The sequence below is a fragment of the Bacillus sp. FSL M7-0791 genome, from assembly GCF_038627085.1.
GTDB classification, from domain to species: domain Bacteria; phylum Bacillota; class Bacilli; order Bacillales; family Bacillaceae; genus Bacillus; species Bacillus safensis.
The window spans coordinates 1,900,642-1,917,629 of record NZ_CP152022.1; the positions used below are offsets into that span (position 1 = coordinate 1,900,642).

At 41.4% G+C, this 16,988-nt stretch carries 16 protein-coding genes and 1 other RNA gene; 5 read left to right on the top strand and 12 right to left on the bottom strand.

Going from position 1 to position 16,988, the window contains the following annotated elements; genetic code table 11:
- Positions 1-2: 2 nt before the first annotated feature.
- The 3 genes from MHI08_RS09540 to MHI08_RS09550 form a co-directional block, all read right to left on the bottom strand.
- Positions 3-1,439: a bifunctional 2-methylcitrate dehydratase/aconitate hydratase gene (locus MHI08_RS09540; RefSeq protein WP_034621351.1), complete on the bottom strand. Its 1,437-nt coding sequence runs from the start codon at positions 1,437-1,439 to the stop codon at positions 3-5.
- A gap of 2 nt (positions 1,440-1,441) precedes the next feature.
- Positions 1,442-2,584 (bottom strand): citrate synthase, encoded by a 1,143-nt coding sequence (mmgD, locus tag MHI08_RS09545; protein ID WP_034621348.1) that lies wholly within the window; start codon positions 2,582-2,584, stop codon positions 1,442-1,444.
- 168 nt (positions 2,585-2,752) lie between these two features.
- Complete coding sequence (locus tag MHI08_RS09550) at positions 2,753-3,292, bottom strand: DUF420 domain-containing protein (RefSeq protein WP_024422676.1); 540 nt, start codon at positions 3,290-3,292, stop codon at positions 2,753-2,755.
- Positions 3,293-3,490: 198 nt separating this feature from the next.
- On the opposite strand from MHI08_RS09550, the gene MHI08_RS09555 reads away from it, so the two are divergent.
- Entirely contained in the window at positions 3,491-4,003 is a 513-nt protein-coding gene (locus tag MHI08_RS09555; RefSeq protein WP_342500193.1) for a hypothetical protein, read from the top strand.
- 153 nt (positions 4,004-4,156) lie between these two features.
- Here the strand turns inward: MHI08_RS09555 and MHI08_RS09560 are convergent, their stop codons facing one another.
- From MHI08_RS09560 to MHI08_RS09595, 8 genes are all read right to left on the bottom strand, one after another.
- Positions 4,157-4,978, bottom strand: a complete 822-nt coding sequence (locus MHI08_RS09560; RefSeq protein WP_024422678.1) for a 3D domain-containing protein — start codon at positions 4,976-4,978, stop codon at positions 4,157-4,159.
- A gap of 234 nt (positions 4,979-5,212) precedes the next feature.
- Positions 5,213-7,015, bottom strand: coding sequence for a DNA helicase RecQ (recQ, locus tag MHI08_RS09565; protein ID WP_034621342.1), 1,803 nt, complete (start codon positions 7,013-7,015; stop codon positions 5,213-5,215).
- A 133-nt stretch (positions 7,016-7,148) separates the two neighbouring features.
- A non-coding RNA gene (gene ssrS / locus MHI08_RS09570) (6S RNA) lies at positions 7,149-7,334 on the bottom strand.
- Positions 7,335-7,466: 132 nt separating this feature from the next.
- Positions 7,467-7,967, bottom strand: coding sequence for a TraR/DksA family transcriptional regulator (locus MHI08_RS09575; RefSeq protein WP_024422680.1), 501 nt, complete (start codon positions 7,965-7,967; stop codon positions 7,467-7,469).
- 91 nt (positions 7,968-8,058) lie between these two features.
- The gene (locus tag MHI08_RS09580; protein WP_041109476.1) at positions 8,059-8,706 is read right to left on the bottom strand and encodes an SDR family oxidoreductase; all 648 of its coding nucleotides are present in this window, start codon (positions 8,704-8,706) and stop codon (positions 8,059-8,061) included.
- Positions 8,707-8,881: 175 nt separating this feature from the next.
- On the bottom strand, positions 8,882-9,220 hold the full coding sequence (locus MHI08_RS09585; protein ID WP_024422682.1) for a PH domain-containing protein: 339 nt from the start codon (positions 9,218-9,220) through the stop codon (positions 8,882-8,884).
- A gap of 278 nt (positions 9,221-9,498) precedes the next feature.
- Positions 9,499-9,636, bottom strand: a complete 138-nt coding sequence (locus MHI08_RS09590; protein WP_075611524.1) for a DUF4025 domain-containing protein — start codon at positions 9,634-9,636, stop codon at positions 9,499-9,501.
- A gap of 49 nt (positions 9,637-9,685) precedes the next feature.
- Positions 9,686-9,898, bottom strand: a complete 213-nt coding sequence (locus tag MHI08_RS09595) for a DUF6501 family protein (RefSeq protein ID WP_024422683.1) — start codon at positions 9,896-9,898, stop codon at positions 9,686-9,688.
- A 212-nt stretch (positions 9,899-10,110) separates the two neighbouring features.
- Between MHI08_RS09595 and MHI08_RS09600 the strand changes: the two genes are divergently transcribed.
- The 4 genes from MHI08_RS09600 to MHI08_RS09615 all read left to right on the top strand — a co-directional run bounded on the left by MHI08_RS09600 (position 10,111) and on the right by MHI08_RS09615 (position 15,684).
- Positions 10,111-11,595 carry an aldehyde dehydrogenase family protein gene (locus MHI08_RS09600; protein ID WP_024422684.1) on the top strand — a complete coding sequence of 495 codons (1,485 nt, stop codon included), beginning with the start codon at positions 10,111-10,113 and terminating at the stop codon, positions 11,593-11,595.
- A gap of 300 nt (positions 11,596-11,895) precedes the next feature.
- Positions 11,896-13,770 (top strand): prenyltransferase/squalene oxidase repeat-containing protein, encoded by a 1,875-nt coding sequence (locus tag MHI08_RS09605; protein ID WP_342499584.1) that lies wholly within the window; start codon positions 11,896-11,898, stop codon positions 13,768-13,770.
- Positions 13,763-14,584: a superoxide dismutase gene (locus MHI08_RS09610; protein WP_087975901.1), complete on the top strand. Its 822-nt coding sequence runs from the start codon at positions 13,763-13,765 to the stop codon at positions 14,582-14,584. The genes MHI08_RS09605 and MHI08_RS09610 overlap by 8 nt, the downstream gene beginning before the upstream one ends.
- A gap of 149 nt (positions 14,585-14,733) precedes the next feature.
- The gene (locus MHI08_RS09615) at positions 14,734-15,684 is read left to right on the top strand and encodes a bile acid:sodium symporter family protein (RefSeq protein ID WP_024428336.1); all 951 of its coding nucleotides are present in this window, start codon (positions 14,734-14,736) and stop codon (positions 15,682-15,684) included.
- Between the two features lie 35 nt (positions 15,685-15,719).
- Here MHI08_RS09615 and odhB read toward each other — a convergent pair whose 3' ends face one another.
- The gene (gene odhB, locus MHI08_RS09620; protein ID WP_024422686.1) at positions 15,720-16,976 is read right to left on the bottom strand and encodes a 2-oxoglutarate dehydrogenase complex dihydrolipoyllysine-residue succinyltransferase; all 1,257 of its coding nucleotides are present in this window, start codon (positions 16,974-16,976) and stop codon (positions 15,720-15,722) included.
- Positions 16,977-16,988: the final 12 nt, after the last annotated feature.

Genomic DNA, 16,988 nt, shown 5'->3' on the forward strand with positions numbered 1-16,988 from the left:
CCTTATATGACGAATAAGTCCATAAATGCTGGTACTGTTGTTGTTTTTAATTGATTTGGATTTTGGCAGAGTGACACAATTTGATCCACTTGCTTTTGTGGAAACCTTGTCTTTAAATGATAGACCCATTTCTTTTCAAGCAGCGGAATGCCTTCCTCTCTTCTTCTGCGGTGACCGAGCGGGTATTCAATTTCAATTCGGTCTGTCATCGTCCCGTCTTTAAAGAAAATTTGTACACAGTTTGCAATCGATCTCTTTTTCGGATCTAAATAATCCTCTGTGTAACGTTTATCCTCTTTCACAATCATTCGGTCACGAAGACGATCAATGGCTGGATTTTGCGCCGTTTCTTCTTCATAATGGTCAGCTGTTAGTTCACCATAGATCAGTCCAATAGCTGTAATATACTGCAAGCAATGATCACGGTCTGCCGGATTATAAAGCGGCCCTTTCTTATCAATAATCCGAATCGCTGACTCATGTGTCGTAATCTCTACCCGGTCAATTTCATCTAAACGATCTTTTACAGCGTCATGCAGCATCACAGCCGCCTCTGCAGCTGTCTGTGCATGAAACTCAGCAGGATAAGCAATTTTGAAAAGAACATTTTCTATGACGTATGATCCAAGGGGCTGGGCGAGCGTAAGTGGTTTTCCTTTCATAAGAACATCTTCAAAGCCCCACTTCTCTGCACTGAGAGGCGTTTGATAACCCATTTCCCCTTTACGTGTCATCATTGCCAGCCTCACTCCGCGGCTTGTTGCATCCCCTGCTGCCCATGATTTCCTCGATCCTGTGTTTGGGGCGTGGCGATACGTCCTAAGCGGGGAATTATCAACAAACGCTTGTGATAACACATGCTGGACCTCTTCCTTTGTTCCGCCAAGCATTGCACACACAACTGCACTTGTTGCCACTTTGACAAATAACACATGGTCCAATCCATTTCGATTTAGACAATTTTCTAAAGCAAGGACACCTTGAATTTCATGTGCCTTGACGATTGCATGCAGTACGTCATTCATCGTTAGCGGCTCTTCTCCGTTTGCAAGGCGTGTTCTGCTGATATAATCACTTACAGCTAATATTCCGCCTAAGTTATCTGACGGATGCCCCCACTCCTGTGCAAGCCACGTGTCATTATAATCTAACCAGCGGATCATACAGCCAATATCAAAAGCCGCTTGAACAGGATCTAGCACAAATGAAGTGCCTGGAACTCTTGCTCCGTTAGGCACAACAGTTCCAGGTACGATAGGTCCAAGGTGCTTCGTACATTCTGGAAAATTAAGAGCCAGCATTCCGCACCCGAGCGTGTCTATGAGCACATACCGCGCGGTTTCAATGGCCTCTTTGCTTGTAATTTCTCCGTCTACTGCATAGGCAGCGATTTCTTCTAATAGCTGATCTGTTTGATTGGCGACTGCTGTTTTGTTCATGTTCATTCCCCCGTTTTTCCATCATCATTTGAAACCTTTAATCCTCTTGGCCCTAAATACCGGACTCTCGGTCTAAAAATGCGATTATGCAAATGCTGTTCAATAACATGTGCGGCTAATCCGCTAGCTCTTGCAGCAAAGAAAATGGGTGTATAAAGTGAAATAGGAATTCCGAGCACGTAATAAATCGGTGCAGCATAATAATCAAGATTTGGATAAAGGTTTTTCTGCTCTTTCATGTATGCCTCTCCTGCTACACACATGTCATATAGCGTTGTATCTCCCTTTGATTCAGTAAGCGTTTTCAATGAACGTTTTAAAAGAGCGGCTCGCGGGTCCATTTTTCTCATGTATACTCTGTGGCCAAAGCCCATCATTTTTTCTTTTGCAGCTAATTTTCGTTCAATGAGCGCAAGAAATCCTTCTGTTGTTTTTCCTTCAAGAAGCATGTGCATGACAGCTTCATTTGCTCCTCCGTGGAGGTCACCTTTTAATGAAGAGATCGCTCCAGTAAATGCACCGTACATGTCAGAATGCGTGGATGCAATCACTCTAGCCGCAAACGTTGAATTCGGCAGCTCATGTTCGCTATATAATGTGAGTGTTTGGTCAAAAGCGGTAATTTCGTCTTGTGTCGGGGTGCGTCCAGTTAGCATGGATAAAAAGTTTTCAGTGTAGGATTTGGTCTGATCTGGAGAAATAGCGGCGTCTTTTGTGAGAATATAATAGCTTCCAGCAACAATGGCCGGCAGCTGTCCTAGTAATCGAACTGCACGCCTTTCTTGGCACGCTTCAGATCGATCATGTAATGCGTCATCATACCCTGCAAGAGCAGATAAACACGTTCTCATCGCATCCATAGGGTGAGTGGTTTTTGGAAGATTCGTTAATATGGTTTGAATGGTTGGATGTAAGTTCGTTTGTGAGGATATATCTTGCTGAAATTGGTGATATTCCATCTTATCTGGTAATCTTCCATAAATAAGCAGATAGGCTGTTTCTAAATATGTCTTGTTTTGTGCCAGCTCAATGAGGTCGTACCCGCGAATCACAATTTCCTCTTGCTCCACATCTAAGTATGATATGGACGTTTCGCTTGCCACAATGTCTTCAAGCCCCGGTTTATACTGCAATTGTTCAGTCATCATATAACCCCCGTTTCGTCCAATTGTTGATCTCCAAACGAGCAAACGGCCAGAAATGATGTGAATCTATAGATGGGAAGATACCGTGCTAGTCGGATATCCAATTTCCATTCTATCCAAAGCACTTCATCTTGTAAATAAAAGAACGTATGTCCAGTTGGACATACGTTAGCTGTAATATGGAGAAATCATGATATAGACAATGACGCCAGTGAGACTAACATAGAGCCAAAGCGGCATCGTCCAGCGGGCAATTTTACGGTGGCGCTCGACCTGCATCTGTGCGCCTCTAAATAGTGTAATCAATGCAAGTGGTACAATAATTGCTGAAAGCACAATATGTGTAATCAAAATAAAGAAGTAAATTGGACGGATGATCCCTTCTCCGCCGAAGTGTGTATCAGCTGCCATTGAATGATATGTCACATAGGAAATTAAAAAGACAAGTGTTGTTGAAAATGCAGCAAAGATAAATCGTCTATGTGCTTTAATGTTCTTTTGTTTAATCATAATGAGTGCTGAAAGTAAGAAGATAAACGTAAAGCTGTTCATCACGGCATTCAGTAACGGCAGAAATGTAATGTCCAGATGACTAAATTTATCTGTTTTTGGCATTAAAAATAATAAAGCGATTAATCCGTTTATGGCAATTGTTAAAATGACAACAATGCCGGTGAAATTTTTCGGTTTTTGATTCTGTTCGTTCATGTTTGAAAACCTCTCTTTATTAGTTCCGACTAAGAGTATGTTATTTAACTTTCTCTATAAAGTCAATGAATTCGCTGTCTTCGTCGAATTTTAGACAAACTTGCCGATTACTGGCGTTCTAACGGGTTGAAAGATTCATCCACTTCCTTTAAAATTGGAATTTATGTGATTTTTATCATTTCTTATATGAAAGGAGTAATGGACTTGTCAATCTTACAGGAAACACCCAAAGATGTGAAGGCGTTAGAGCAAGAATTACAGCAATTGCAGTTCCAAATGTATCGAATGCAAGAAAATATGAAAGATATTTCGAAAAAGGCAAAGATCATTGGCATTGATCAGGCGAAAGAAGATGAATGGATGATTGTCTCTGCCATTGAAAATGCTGATACATGTAAAATCATGCTGACCGATTGTGAAAAATCTTTTCGCGGACAATCTGATTTTTCCTTAATTGCTGAATATCCTGAAGAAGGAAAGATTCATATTGCCGATATTAAAGGACCTCCCGATAATGGATACGGTTCAATCTGTATGAAGCATTTAAAAGAAATCGCAAGAGAGCAGAACATCCCAGTCATCACAGGTGACCTCGTCAAAAGAGATTGGAATCACGTGGACCGATTGATTCACTTTTATGAAAAGCACCAATTTGATGTCCAAATCAATTGGAAAGAACAAAGCGGAGAAATTTATTGGGTGGACAGCTAACGACAAAAAAACAGCGTGTATGATGGAATATACGCTGTTTTTTGTCGAAAATGCAAATTTTTCTGAAAAATGTGTGTTTTTTTGACCAAAAAAAGGGTACAATAAAAGCATCAGGCCGCCACCTGATGCTTTCTTCCAAAAAACAATAAGTTACTAGTTAAGTACTTTCACTTTGACTGATTTTACGCCCCAATTTTTTGCTTGGGATTTGCTTGGTACATGAACATCAATTTTGTTACCTTTAATTGCGCCGCCAGTATCTGCTGCGATGGCTTCACCGTAGCCTTCAACATAAACCTTACTTCCTAATGGAATGACATTAGGATCTACTGCAATCACCTTCGCATTTGGGTTTTTGTTTAAGTTTACCCCTGTTGCAGTGATACCTGAGATGCCACCATCATTTGCTGTATAAGCCGTAGCCGTTACAGTCATTTCTTTTTGTACACTTTGACTAGCAGAAGATGATTCTGCTTTAGCTGTTTCCTGTTTAGGAGCAGCTTTTTTCGGTGCTTCCTGTTTTGGAGCAGCTTTTTGTGTTGTTTGCTCTTTTTGGACAGGCTCCTGTTTTTGTACAGGCTCTGAGCTTACCGGAGCTGAGCTTTGACCAGCAACACTTAGTGTTGAACCAATCATAATTATATCTGAGTTTAAGTTATTCCAAGACTTAATATCGCTAATTGACACATTGAATTTTTGAGCGATTTTCCAGAGGCTGTCCCCCTTCTGGACTTTATACTGCTCCTGAGTTTTCTCTTTTGAAGAGATTGTCAATTTATCACCTACATAAATCATGTCTGTAGATAAATTGTTCCAACCCTTTAGGTCCTTTAGAGACACATCATTTTTTTGAGAGATTCCCCAAAGTGTATCACCTTTCTTCACAGTGATTTCCTTTGCAGAAGCTTGCTGTGCTCCAAATGCTGTTGTAGAGATTGCTGCAACAGCAACCAAGGACATAATAGTCTTCTTCATAAAGTAAATCCTCCCTTGTTAGCTTTTTATGGCGGCTAACGAGTGCTATCGTAACATATGTAAATGTCAATTCAATAACAAAACGATATGTTTTAGATTACAGTTCCTTTACATGAAACATCTCTCTCCATTGGTAAATCAGACCACAAAACAGCTCGATTACCCGCCATATCAAGGTTTTGAAAGGATCAGAAACCTCCTGTTGAAAACGTGTCCAAACGCAGCGAAAAAAATTTATTTTTCTTCTTCAACCTTTTTATTTTTCTCTTTTTCTATAAATAAACGGATTTCTTCTAAAAAAACATCCCCGTATTTCTCTCTTTTTTGAGCGCCTATTCCCTTAATATGGAGAAGTTCTTCTTCTGTTTTAGGCTGAACGGCTGACATTTCCTTCAAGGTTTGATCAGAAAATACAACAAATGGCGGAACGCCCTGCTCTCTTGCCAGCTTCATTCTCACCGCTCTCAGCTGCTCAAATAATGCATCGTTTTCTTGAATCGCCTCTCTTTTCACTGCCTGCTTTTTATACACAGCCTCTTGCCCGACTAACACTTTCTTTCCTTTATGTGTCACTTTTAATGTTGGATAAGCTCCTTCAGACATGTGCAAATACTCTTCGGTAATTAAAAATTCGATGAAATCACTGATTTGCTGGGCGGATTGCTGCTTCATTAAAGCGTATGTAGGAAGACGGTCGAAACCGAGGTCAAGCACTTTTTTATTTTTAGAGCCTGCCAGTACTTGAGCAATCATCATTTTTCCAAAGCGCTCGTTCATTCTAACCGTACACGATAAAACCATTTGCGCTTCTCGAGTGACCTCTTCACGCTCTCTTTCATCAAGGCAATTACTGCATTTTTGGCAAGGGGCACTTGCTGATTGATCAAAGTAGTCCATCACAAATTGCTGCAGACATTGCTCAGTGTGACAGTAATCGACCATTTGTCTAAGTTTAAGCAGCTCATGCTGAAAGCGCACTTCATCTTCTGTTGACTGTTCAATGAGGAATCGCTGCATTCGTACGCCCTGCGGCGAAAACAGTAAAATGCATTCACTTTGGAGCCCGTCTCTGCCGGCGCGTCCAGCCTCTTGATAGTAGCTTTCAATATCCCTTGGAATTTGATGATGTATCACAAAACGGACATTTGACTTATTAATTCCCATGCCAAATGCAGATGTAGCCACCATAACCTGGATGTCATCATTTAAAAACAGGTTTTGCTGCTCTTCTCTCACATCATCATCTAACCCGCCATGATAAATGCCCGCTTTGATCTTTTGTTTCTTTAGCCGATTGTAAATATTTTCGGCTTCTTTTCTTGTAGCAGTATAGATAATGCCGGACTCAAGCTTATTTTTCTTCATATAATGTGTGATAAAGCGGTCACTATTTTCTCCTTTGACCACCTGAAAAGATAAATTTTCTCTAGCAAAACCAGTAAAAATGGTTTCTTCTTCGTTCATGCCAAGCTGTTCACATATATCTCGGTGAACCTTTTTCGTGGCTGTAGCCGTTAATGCGACAATCACTGGCCTTTTTGTCAGCCGATTTAAGCATTCTTGAATAAAGCGGTAGCTCGGCCTAAAATCATGCCCCCACTCAGATATACAGTGTGCTTCATCAATTGCAATTAAAGGGATCGTTAACCGATCAAGCAGCTGAAAAAAACGTTCATTTTGTAAACGTTCAGGTGTGATATAAAGCAGCTGATATTCCCCATCTTCACATTTTTTCAGCCTTTTATTCATTTCAGCTGCGGAAAGTGTGCTGTTTAAAAAGGACGATCGTATGCCCATCTCATTTAGTGCATCGACTTGATCTTTCATTAAAGAAATTAGCGGGGATACAACGATCGTTGTTCCTTCCATCATCAGGGCAGGAATCTGGTAGCAAACCGATTTCCCCCCGCCTGTCGGCATAATACAGACGGTATCCTTCTGTTTGTTTACAATCGATTCAATGGCTTGCTTCTGTCCCTGCCTAAAGGCGTCAAAGCCAAAGTATTGTTTCAGGAGTGCTTCTGCTTGTTCTAACATCCAATTCCCTCTCCGTCTTTTGTTTTGTCTATTTTAACATACATTCATGCCTCTTCCGGCTGACTGTGCAATTTCGTTTTTTCACAAAATAAAAAGCCATTTTCCAAAATGGAAAATGGCTTGAATCATCCTAGGAAAAGCTGCGGATGCCGTAATCTAAGTAAGAAAGTTTTAAACCACCACTCCTCAAAGTGGGTGTTTGCAGAAACGTTCCTGTCTTCCTCGCTAAGGAGGCATGACATTCCGGCTTCAATATAAAACTCCCTATTACAGCTTAAAGGTTAAAACTTAATTAACATTACGCGCATCGCAGCCTTTAAACTATATTACACGAAAGTTTATTAAATTTCAAGAGATCTTTTTTCTATGAAATACTCATGTATACAAGTTATTTGTTCATGTGTACATAAGAAAAAATTATTCTGAAAAAATTTAACCTTCGCTTATGATCCTATTTTTCCTCATCTACATCAGCATCTTGCTCTTCCTCTAATCTTTCATACGTATCTGAATGCATCTGATCCATTGTTTCTCTATTTGTTAAATCGCGCATTTGATCGGAGAATGAACGGTCAAATTCGTTTGGATCTTGAGTGGTTTCTTCATTTTTCTTTGCATCTATTGAATAACGTGTATATGGAACTGCTTTTAAACGCTCGTATGGAATCTCTTTTCCCGTTTTCTCACATATCCCATATGTTCCGTCTTCCATTCGTTTCAGTGCTGCATCGATTTCACCTTCAAGCTGATCATCGACCTGATCCAGCGTTTGTTCTGTCATACGGTCTAAATAGATGCTCCCATGATCAGCGATATGATTCCCAACACCATTTGAAATCTCACTCGATTCAACGAGCATCGATTCTTCTTTCTTTTTTGATCCCTTCACATCTTCTTTTAATTGAATCAATCTTTCGTATAAATCAGCTTGTTGTTCTTTCGTTAAGCCCACGGTCAATCACTCCTTTCTCATTACCTTCCCGCTGAAAGAGAAAAGAAAACATCAAAAAAGCCGCCGCCTCTTTGGCAGCAGCTTTCTTTTCTTACAGATGACGAAGTGCTTCTTCTACTGATTTTTCGCCTTTCATCAAGTCAAAGGACTTATTTTTCACATTGGATTCTGTTAAACTCTCCACAAGAACAATGGCTACGTCCTCTCTTGAAATCTCGATGTTTTGATCATCTGGAATATGTTCGGCAGCTTCAATCTTTCCTGTCTTCTCCTCATGTAGCAGGGCACCTGGGCGGACAATCGTATAGGAAAGACCAGACTGTTTTAAGTGCTCATCAGCTTTTCTTTTTGCTTCATAATAAGTTTCCATACTTCCTTGCCCTTTTCCTTGATTCGGATCATCTGCATTATAGGCACTAAGCATAACAAAATGCTGGATGTTTTCTTTTTTCGCTGTATCAACGAGGCGTTTTGCACCTTCTTGATCGACCGCAATGGTCTTATCTGCACCTGTTTTTGAGCCTGAACCAGCTGCAAAGATGACAGCGTCTGCTTGTTTCACAGCATCTGTCACATCTTTTTCAAGATCACCGATGACAGGTGCTGCACCAAGTTCTTTTAGTGCATCAGCTTGTTTTTCATCTCGAATGAGAGCAAGCGGCTCATGTCCTTTTTCTTTTAAATAACGAACGACAAGTCTGCCTGTATGTCCATTTGCTCCTGCAACTAACACTTTCATTGTTCATTCTCCTTTCTGTATCTGTTTCATCTTTATCCTTTTTTGCTATCATTCAAACACTTAAGCAGAAAAAAGCCCTTCTCATCAAATGGGAAGGGCTTAGCAATGTGCGATCTATAAAAATAAGAACGAAGAATGAGAAAAGTGCATATGATCTATGTAATCGCAAGATTGATCAGCAAAGATGTTTTGTCAAAATGGCTTGCACATCACTCAAATCCGTCTCTTTAGAAAAGTCGAGTTCAAATACTTTTGAGCTTGTGACAAGCAGCATACCTGTGTCCTGATCAAACACGCCAGCTTCTTGTATGGCAAAACTTTCAATTGATCGATACGGCAAGGAGACCCTGACTTTCTTCTTAGAAAATACGCGGTTATCGCCAAAGATCAGTCGTTTATTGGTAAAGCAAATTTGGTCGTGACGCAGTCTGTAAACAGCCTCAATTCTTTCCCCTTCAATCAATAAGGATTCGAATTTCTTATCATTTTGTTTACTGACAGAAAAAATACCCACGTAAACCCCCTCTTCCTGCATCAAATTCCTTTATGACAAAACGGCCACACGGCTCTGTGGGTACGTTTTATTCTCACTTATAGAATACGCTATAAATGGTTGTTATTCCATTACGAATAGATTAAATTTCATTTAACTTTTTCTTTTTGATTCGATGCTCTTTCCTCTACTTATTTAGACTGTTAAAGCAGGAAAAAAGTTTCAGTTCTTTTCGAGAAAAATGCTGAATCATTCCAATAAAAAAACAGTGATTATGCCAAATCACTGTTTTTAAATGACTATTCGTCTTTTGGTGTATCAATCGTTCCCTCGGCATACACATCGGAAATTTGTTCAAGCGTAATCGCCATATCAGCGTCCTCGTGTTCATGCCATGCATTTTGATTTTTCTGCTCGTCATTTTGCTGCTTTTTCATCATCATCACCCTTTACTGTTTTTCTTAGTATGAGTGATGACCCTCAAAATCATTCAGCTGAAATATCTTCGAAATACTCCTTGTAATACCCGCCTACTTTACCCGTATTGTCTACGACAAACAGGAATTCTTCTGTTTCATTTTTCACTTCATATGTGCTTCCAACCGTTAATGCCCGGTCGACCATATATTTTTTCGCATTTGTATGTACACATTTTACTTGTTTTAACGTTTGAGCCGTTTGCCAGTTTTGATGGATCATGATTTAAAAACTCCTTTTTTCATCTATACATTTATTGTAGCCAAATTTTCGCGAAATGCAATGAGTGTTATGGATTGCTTTCAAACATGTCGTGTAATATGATAATTGTATACGTTTACATCTTTGTGCGTATAAAGTTTCGTTGCATGTCCGCTTTTCCCACCTAGAACTCGCAGAAAACAATCCATATCTTTAAGGAGGTTTGTTTATTTATGAGCTCTACAACACTTCAAATTAGTTCAAAACTCGAATCTTTTCTCCAAGGGACGAAAAAACTCTACATTAATGGTCAGTTTGTCACAAGTCACGATAACAAAACCTTTGCTACTCCTAACCCAGCCACAGGCGAAACCCTTATTGATGTTTATGAAGCAGGTGCAAAAGATATTGATGAGGCCGTAAAAGCTGCAAAAAAAGCCTTTCATGGTCCTTGGCGCTCCATGTCTGCCGCTGAACGCGCCCGCCTCATGTTCAAGCTTGCTGATTTAATGGAAGAAAATCAGGAAGAGCTTGCACAGCTAGAAACTTTAGATAACGGAAAACCAATTAATGAAACAACAAATGCAGATATCCCCCTCGCTATAGAGCACATGCGCTATTATGCGGGCTGGACGACAAAAATGAATGGACAAACCATTCCTGTCAGTCAAGGATATTTTAATTATACCCGCCATGAGCCGGTTGGTGTTGTAGGACAAATCATCCCATGGAACTTCCCTCTGCTCATGGCTATGTGGAAAATGGGCGCCGCACTTGCAACAGGGTGCACCATCGTTTTAAAGCCAGCCGAACAAACTCCACTCTCTGCTCTTTACTTAGCAGAATTAGTGGACAAAGCCGGCTTCCCAGAAGGCGTGATTAACATCGTTCCTGGATTTGGCGAAACAGCCGGAGAAGCCTTAACTGATCATCCTGACGTGAACAAGCTGGCCTTCACAGGGTCAACAAGTGTTGGGAAATTAATTATGGAGAAAGCGGCTAAAACCATTAAGAGGGTCACATTAGAGCTTGGCGGAAAATCACCGAATATTATTTTACCTGATGCCGATTTAAAGAAAGCCATTCCAGGTGCTTTAAATGGCGTTATGTTTAACCAAGGCCAAGTATGCTGCGCAGGGTCCAGAGTCTTTGTTCATCGGAGCCAATATGATGAAGTGGTCGATCAAATGGCCAAATATGCAGGATCCCTCAAGCAAGGCGCTGGTCTTCATCAAGATACGCAAATTGGACCTCTTGTAAGTAAAGAACAGCACGAACGCGTGTTAGGCTATATTGAAAAAGGTAAATCCGAAGGGGCAACAGCCGTTGTCGGGGGCGATTGCCCTTATGAGGCTGGCTATTTCGTCTCCCCTACTATTTTTAAAGATGTAGAAGATGAAATGACCATTGCCAAAGAGGAAATCTTTGGACCTGTCTTATCTGCCATTCCTTACGATTCCATTGATGAAGTGGTTGAACGAGCTAACCAGTCTGAATATGGATTAGCAGCAGGACTTTGGACAGAAAACTTAAAGCATGCCCATGATATCGCTGCACGTCTTGAAGCAGGAACGATTTGGGTCAACTGCTATAATGTCTTTGATGCCGCCTCCCCGTTTGGAGGATATAAGCAATCAGGTCTTGGCAGAGAAATGGGATCATATGCCCTTAACAACTATACAGAAGTCAAAAGTGTATGGATTAATCTCCAAGACTAATGACGTCAAGAAAGCCGTGACCCTGTCATCGGCTCAGATCGTCGACAAAGTGCTAAAATGATTTTTATTTTAGCACTTTGTCTTCTTTTCAGCGTGATAGAAAACCTTTGCAGTCTAGGAAGGACGAGCACTGGCGCGGAGCGAATTGACATTCGTGAGCACCAGCGCGCAGACCTGACACCGAATGCGAGGGTTTGTCTACACGCTGAGCCGGTGACCCTGTCATCGGCTTTTTTTGTGTTTGCATGTGACAGGCCAGCTCCTGAATATAGTATGAAAGGAAAGGAGCATGGCAAGCATATGCAAGATTTTAAATTGAAAGTAAACGAATTTATTGAAGAATTGCACATAGAAATACAGCGAAGACAACGAGAAGATGGCGCCTTTGTTTTCTGTTTTGAAGGTCCAATGATGACAAATGCTTTTTTGATTATGCTGTTAAAGGCTGTCGGCGATTCGGATCAGGCTTTGGTTCATCAATTAGCAGAAGCGATACGCGAAAAACAAAATGAGGATGGGTCTTTTTCTTTGTATCATGATCAAACGGGACATGTAACAGCCACTGTGCAGGGCTATTGCGGAATGCTCGTTTCAGGCAGGTTTCAACAAGATGAGCCTCATATGGAAAAAGCAGCGCAATATATTCGATCAAAGGGCGGATTAAAGAACGTTCACTTTATGACAAAGTGGATGCTCGCCGTCAACGGCATGCACCCTTGGCCGTACTTCTATGCACCACTTTCCTTTTTACTCATCCCTACATACTTTCCGCTTCACTTCTATCATCTTAGTGCATATGCAAGAATTCACTTTGTGCCAATGATGATTGCACTCAACAAACGATATACTTCTCATGAGAAATTTCCAAGCCTAGCACACCTTGATGCAAACATGACTAAAAATCCATTTGACTGGTTTATGGCAAGAGAAGAACGTTCCACTCATCACTTTCTGACTTACATGCGATCGTATACAGCACTTGACAGCCGGCTGGACTTTTTCGGATATGAAGCAGCAAAGCGATATATGTTTGACCGCCTCGAAAAAGATGGCACACTGTACAGCTATTTAAGCGCAAGTATTTTTATGGTCTATGCACTTATGAGTCTTGGGTACTCCCCAGGACATCACCTCATTTTAAAAGCAGTCAAAGGCATGAAAAAGCTAGTCACTGACTGTCAGGGCAGAATGTATGCAGAAAATTCCACATCCACAGTTTGGGATACAGCGCTTGTCAGTTATGCTTCTCAAAAAGCTGGCAAAAAACAAGAAGACCCAGTCATCACAAAATCTTTCTCATACTTACTGAACCGGCAGCAAATGAAGAAAGCAGATTGGGCGATTCATAACCGGCATGCTGCTCCGGGAGGCTTTGGTTTTTCAGATATCAATACGAATAACCCTGATTGTGATGATACGCAAATTGTATTAAAAGCCATTCCGAAAATATACGCACCAGTTCAGTGGAAGCGAGGGTTTCATTGGCTTCTTTCCATGCAAAACCGTGACGGCGGATTCTCTGCCTTTGAAAAAAATCAAGATCACTTCCTGCTTCGACATCTGCCGCTTGAATCTGCGGAGGATGCAGCAATTGATCCATCGACTCCCGATATTACAGGCCGCGTGCTTCATCTCATTGGTCTTGAAGAGAAAAACATGTCACCGCCTATTCAGAGGCAAAAAGATCAATGTGTCAAATGGCTCCTAAATCATCAAGAGAAAAATGGATCATGGTTTGGCAGATGGGGGGTTTGCTATATTTATGGAACGTGGGCAGCATTAACAGGTCTAAAAGCTGCCGGCATCCCCTCCACCCATCCTGCTGTTCAAAAAGCATGCCGATTTTTAAAGCAGATTCAACGAGAAGATGGCAGCTTCGGAGAATCGTGTAAAAGTGCAGAGGTAAAAACGTATGTCCCCCTTCCGTTTGGCACAGTGGTTCAGACGGCTTGGGCAGCAGAGGCACTTTTACAATATGAGAAGCCAGAAGACAAGACGATTTTAAAAGCCATCTCATTTTTGATCCATCATCAGCACACGAATGAAGCCTTGCACTATCCAGTAGGCATTGGCCTGCCAAAGCAATTTTACATCACTTATCATAGCTACCCATTTGTCTTTCCGATGATGGCTTGTTCCACATTTTTAGAAGAAATGAGGCGTAAGAATGAATAAGGAAGAGTATCGAATGCAGCTCAAAGAGTGGCTTAGCTCCATTCAACCCGCGATTCAAGATGACAACATCCGTCAGAAAGTAGACCATTTATGGTTCTCAATGGATGATGAACATTCCAGTGAACAAGAGTGGTACGAACTGGCAGAACGTATTGCTGAGGACATGAACCCACAAGAAGACATGAGAGAGGTAGCAGCTGGAAGTCACAAGTTACCTCCTCTCCCTTACCGGTATGATGCACTAGAACCATTTATTTCAAAAGAAATTATGTATTTGCATCACCAGAAGCATCATCAATCATATGTTGATGGTTTGAACCAAGCTGAGCTTGCATTAAAAAATGCAAGAAGAACCAATGATTTTAAAATGATCAAGCATTGGGAACGGGAGCTTGCCTTCAATGGTGCGGGGCACTATTTACATTGTATTTTTTGGTTTTCCATGAGTCCTTCAGGAAAACGAAAGCCCACTGGACAAATGCTTCGTCTCATTGAACAATCGTTTGAGAGCTATGATGCATTTAAATCTCAATTTTCAGCAGCGGCCAAACAAGTAGAAGGTGTTGGCTGGGCTATTCTCGTATGGGCGCCCAGATCTCAGCGATTAGAGATTTTACAAGCAGAACGCCATCAATTTTTGTCACAATGGGACGTGATCCCCCTTCTAGCCCTTGATGTATGGGAGCACGCCTACTACCTTCAATATCTGAATGAAAAAGCGAAATACGTCGATCGTTGGTGGAGTGTAGCCGACTGGCGTGAGCCAGAAGCTAGGCTTAAGCAAGCACAGCAAGTGAGATGGACCCCTTTTTAAAACGATGCTCCATATAGGCTAATGCTTATATGGGGTATTTTTAGTTTACATAATTTTATTATTAACACCTTTATAAAGAATAGGTTGTTTTTTCAGAAAATTCGTTTAAAATAAGAAAGATATGTGAGGAAAGTGAGATGAAGCAATGAATGAACATTCTTTTAACCATTAGTCAATTTGCAGGAAGAACCTTTGCAATCTGGGTCATTATCTTTGCATGTCTTGGATTTGCTTTTCCTGACGTATTTTCTCAGATTGGACCGTATATCCCTTTTTTACTAGGTGTCATTATGTTTGGGATGGGGCTTACGTTATCTGGTGAAGATTTTAAGGAGCTTTTTCGTAAACCTCTCTATGTGTTAATCGGGGTTTTGGCGCAGTACACACTCATGCCGCTGATCGCCTTTCTATTAGCTTACGGATTACGGCTGCCGTCTGAAATTGCAGTAGGCGTTATTCTTGTGGGCTGCTGCCCGGGCGGTACAGCATCCAATGTCATGACTTTCTTGGCAAAAGGCAATATGGCATTATCCGTAGCGGTCACAACTATATCAACCCTTCTTGCTCCCTTTTTAACGCCTCTCTTTATCTATATTTTTGCAAGATCATGGTTACCTGTATCACCGGAGGCATTATTTTTGTCGATTGTCCAAGTTGTGCTAATTCCTATTATCTTAGGGGTTATCGTTAAGGTATTTTTCAAAAAACAAGTAAACTATGCAGTTCAAGCATTGCCGCTTGTATCTGTTGCTGGAATTGTGTTGATCATTGCAGCGGTTGTCAGTGCAAATAAAGAGCAGATTCTTCAATCTGGATTGCTGATATTTGCCGTTGTTATATTACATAATGGACTTGGTCTCTTATTTGGTTACCTGATCGCAAAGTGGTGCAGAATGGATATCCCTTCTCGTAGAGCGATCTCGATCGAAGTAGGCATGCAAAACTCCGGGCTCGGTGCAGCGCTAGCAACAGCACACTTCTCACCGCTCGCAGCCGTACCAAGTGCCATTTTTAGTGTGTGGCATAATTTATCTGGTTCCTGGCTTGCGACGTATTGGTCAAAACGAGGACAACATGACAGTGAAAAGAAAAAAAGCTAGCACCTTAACAGGTGCTAGCTTTTTATAATTGAAGATTATCCTTCAAGTAATAGCTGCTCAGGATCTTCAAGCAGATTTTTAATCGTAACGAGGAATCCAACTGCTTCTTTACCATCGACAATGCGGTGGTCGTAAGAAAGAGCTAAATACATCATCGGACGGTTTTCAAAACGTTCTTCATCAATCGCCACAGGTCGAAGCTGAATTTTATGCATCCCTAAAATTCCAACTTGCGGGCTGTTTAAAATCGGAGTTGAAAGCAGAGAACCAAATGTTCCGCCGTTTGTGATCGTGAATGATCCACCTTGTAACTCATTAAGAGACAATTTGTTATCTCTTGCTTTTTTCGCAAGATGACCAATTTCTTTTTCAATCCCCGCAAATGACAATCTGTCTGCATCACGGACAACCGGTACGACAAGTCCTTCGTTTGCAGCAACAGCGATGCCGATGTCATAGAATTTCTTCAAGACAAGCTCATCACCTTGAATTTCTGCGTTAAGCAGCGGATATTTCTTCAGTGCTGCTACAACTGCTTTTGTAAAGAAGGACATGAAGCCAAGCTTGACATCATTTTGTTCTAGGAAGGCATCTTTACGACGCTTTCTTAAATCCATTACTGCTGTCATATCGACTTCATTAAATGTCGTCAGCATCGCAGCCGTTTGTTGAACTTCAACTAAACGTTTTGCAATTGTTTGTCTGCGGCGTGACATTCTTTCACGTTCAATAGGCTTTCCTGGTTGTTCAGTTTGCACCGCAGCATTTGCTTTTGGCGCGGCTTTCGGTGCACTTGCAGGTGCTTCATTCTTTTGATAAGAAGCGACATCCTGCTTTCGTACCCTGCCCAGCGGATCTACGGTTGGAATCTCAGATAAGTCTAACCCCTTCTCTCTCGCTAATTTTCTAGCTGCAGGAGAAGCGATGGTTCTGCCATTACCAGCTTTCGGCTCTTCTTTCACTGCTTCTTCTTTTTGAGCAGCTGCCGGTTCTTCTTTCGAAGCTGGTGCAGAAGCTTGCTCAGGTGCTGGAGCTGCGGACTCGCTTCCGCCAGCTTCACCTGCTGCAATCGTTCCGATGACCTCTCCAACTTGTACAGTGTCACCAGAATCTTTCAGCACTTCTTTTAATACACCAGATTCTTCAGCAGTCAGTTCGACATTGACTTTATCTGTTTCAAGTTCTAGCAGGTACTCCCCCTGCTCCACATAATCGCCCGGCTGCTTTAGCCATTGAGCAATCGTTCCTTCCGAGATTGATTCCGCTAATTCAGGTACTTTAATTTCCGCCATTTTTCATTTCCC

What these genes read in the sequence shown, in the direction of transcription:
- MHI08_RS09540 (WP_034621351.1), bottom strand. Translation starts at nt 1,439, where the DNA reads ATGAACAAAACAGCAGTCGCCAATCAAACAGATCAGCTATTAGAAGAA.
- mmgD (WP_034621348.1), bottom strand. Translation starts at nt 2,584, where the DNA reads ATGACTGAACAATTGCAGTATAAACCGGGGCTTGAAGACATTGTGGCA.
- MHI08_RS09550 (WP_024422676.1), bottom strand. Translation starts at nt 3,292, where the DNA reads ATGAACGAACAGAATCAAAAACCGAAAAATTTCACCGGCATTGTTGTC.
- MHI08_RS09555 (WP_342500193.1), top strand. Translation starts at nt 3,491, where the DNA reads ATGGACTTGTCAATCTTACAGGAAACACCCAAAGATGTGAAGGCGTTA.
- MHI08_RS09560 (WP_024422678.1), bottom strand. Translation starts at nt 4,978, where the DNA reads ATGAAGAAGACTATTATGTCCTTGGTTGCTGTTGCAGCAATCTCTACA.
- recQ (WP_034621342.1), bottom strand. Translation starts at nt 7,015, where the DNA reads ATGTTAGAACAAGCAGAAGCACTCCTGAAACAATACTTTGGCTTTGAC.
- MHI08_RS09580 (WP_041109476.1), bottom strand. Translation starts at nt 8,706, where the DNA reads ATGAAAGTGTTAGTTGCAGGAGCAAATGGACATACAGGCAGACTTGTC.
- MHI08_RS09590 (WP_075611524.1), bottom strand. Translation starts at nt 9,636, where the DNA reads ATGAAAAAGCAGCAAAATGACGAGCAGAAAAATCAAAATGCATGGCAT.
- MHI08_RS09595 (WP_024422683.1), bottom strand. Translation starts at nt 9,898, where the DNA reads ATGATCCATCAAAACTGGCAAACGGCTCAAACGTTAAAACAAGTAAAA.
- MHI08_RS09600 (WP_024422684.1), top strand. Translation starts at nt 10,111, where the DNA reads ATGAGCTCTACAACACTTCAAATTAGTTCAAAACTCGAATCTTTTCTC.
- MHI08_RS09605 (WP_342499584.1), top strand. Translation starts at nt 11,896, where the DNA reads ATGCAAGATTTTAAATTGAAAGTAAACGAATTTATTGAAGAATTGCAC.
- MHI08_RS09610 (WP_087975901.1), top strand. Translation starts at nt 13,763, where the DNA reads ATGAATAAGGAAGAGTATCGAATGCAGCTCAAAGAGTGGCTTAGCTCC.
- MHI08_RS09615 (WP_024428336.1), top strand. Translation starts at nt 14,734, where the DNA reads ATGAACATTCTTTTAACCATTAGTCAATTTGCAGGAAGAACCTTTGCA.
- odhB (WP_024422686.1), bottom strand. Translation starts at nt 16,976, where the DNA reads ATGGCGGAAATTAAAGTACCTGAATTAGCGGAATCAATCTCGGAAGGA.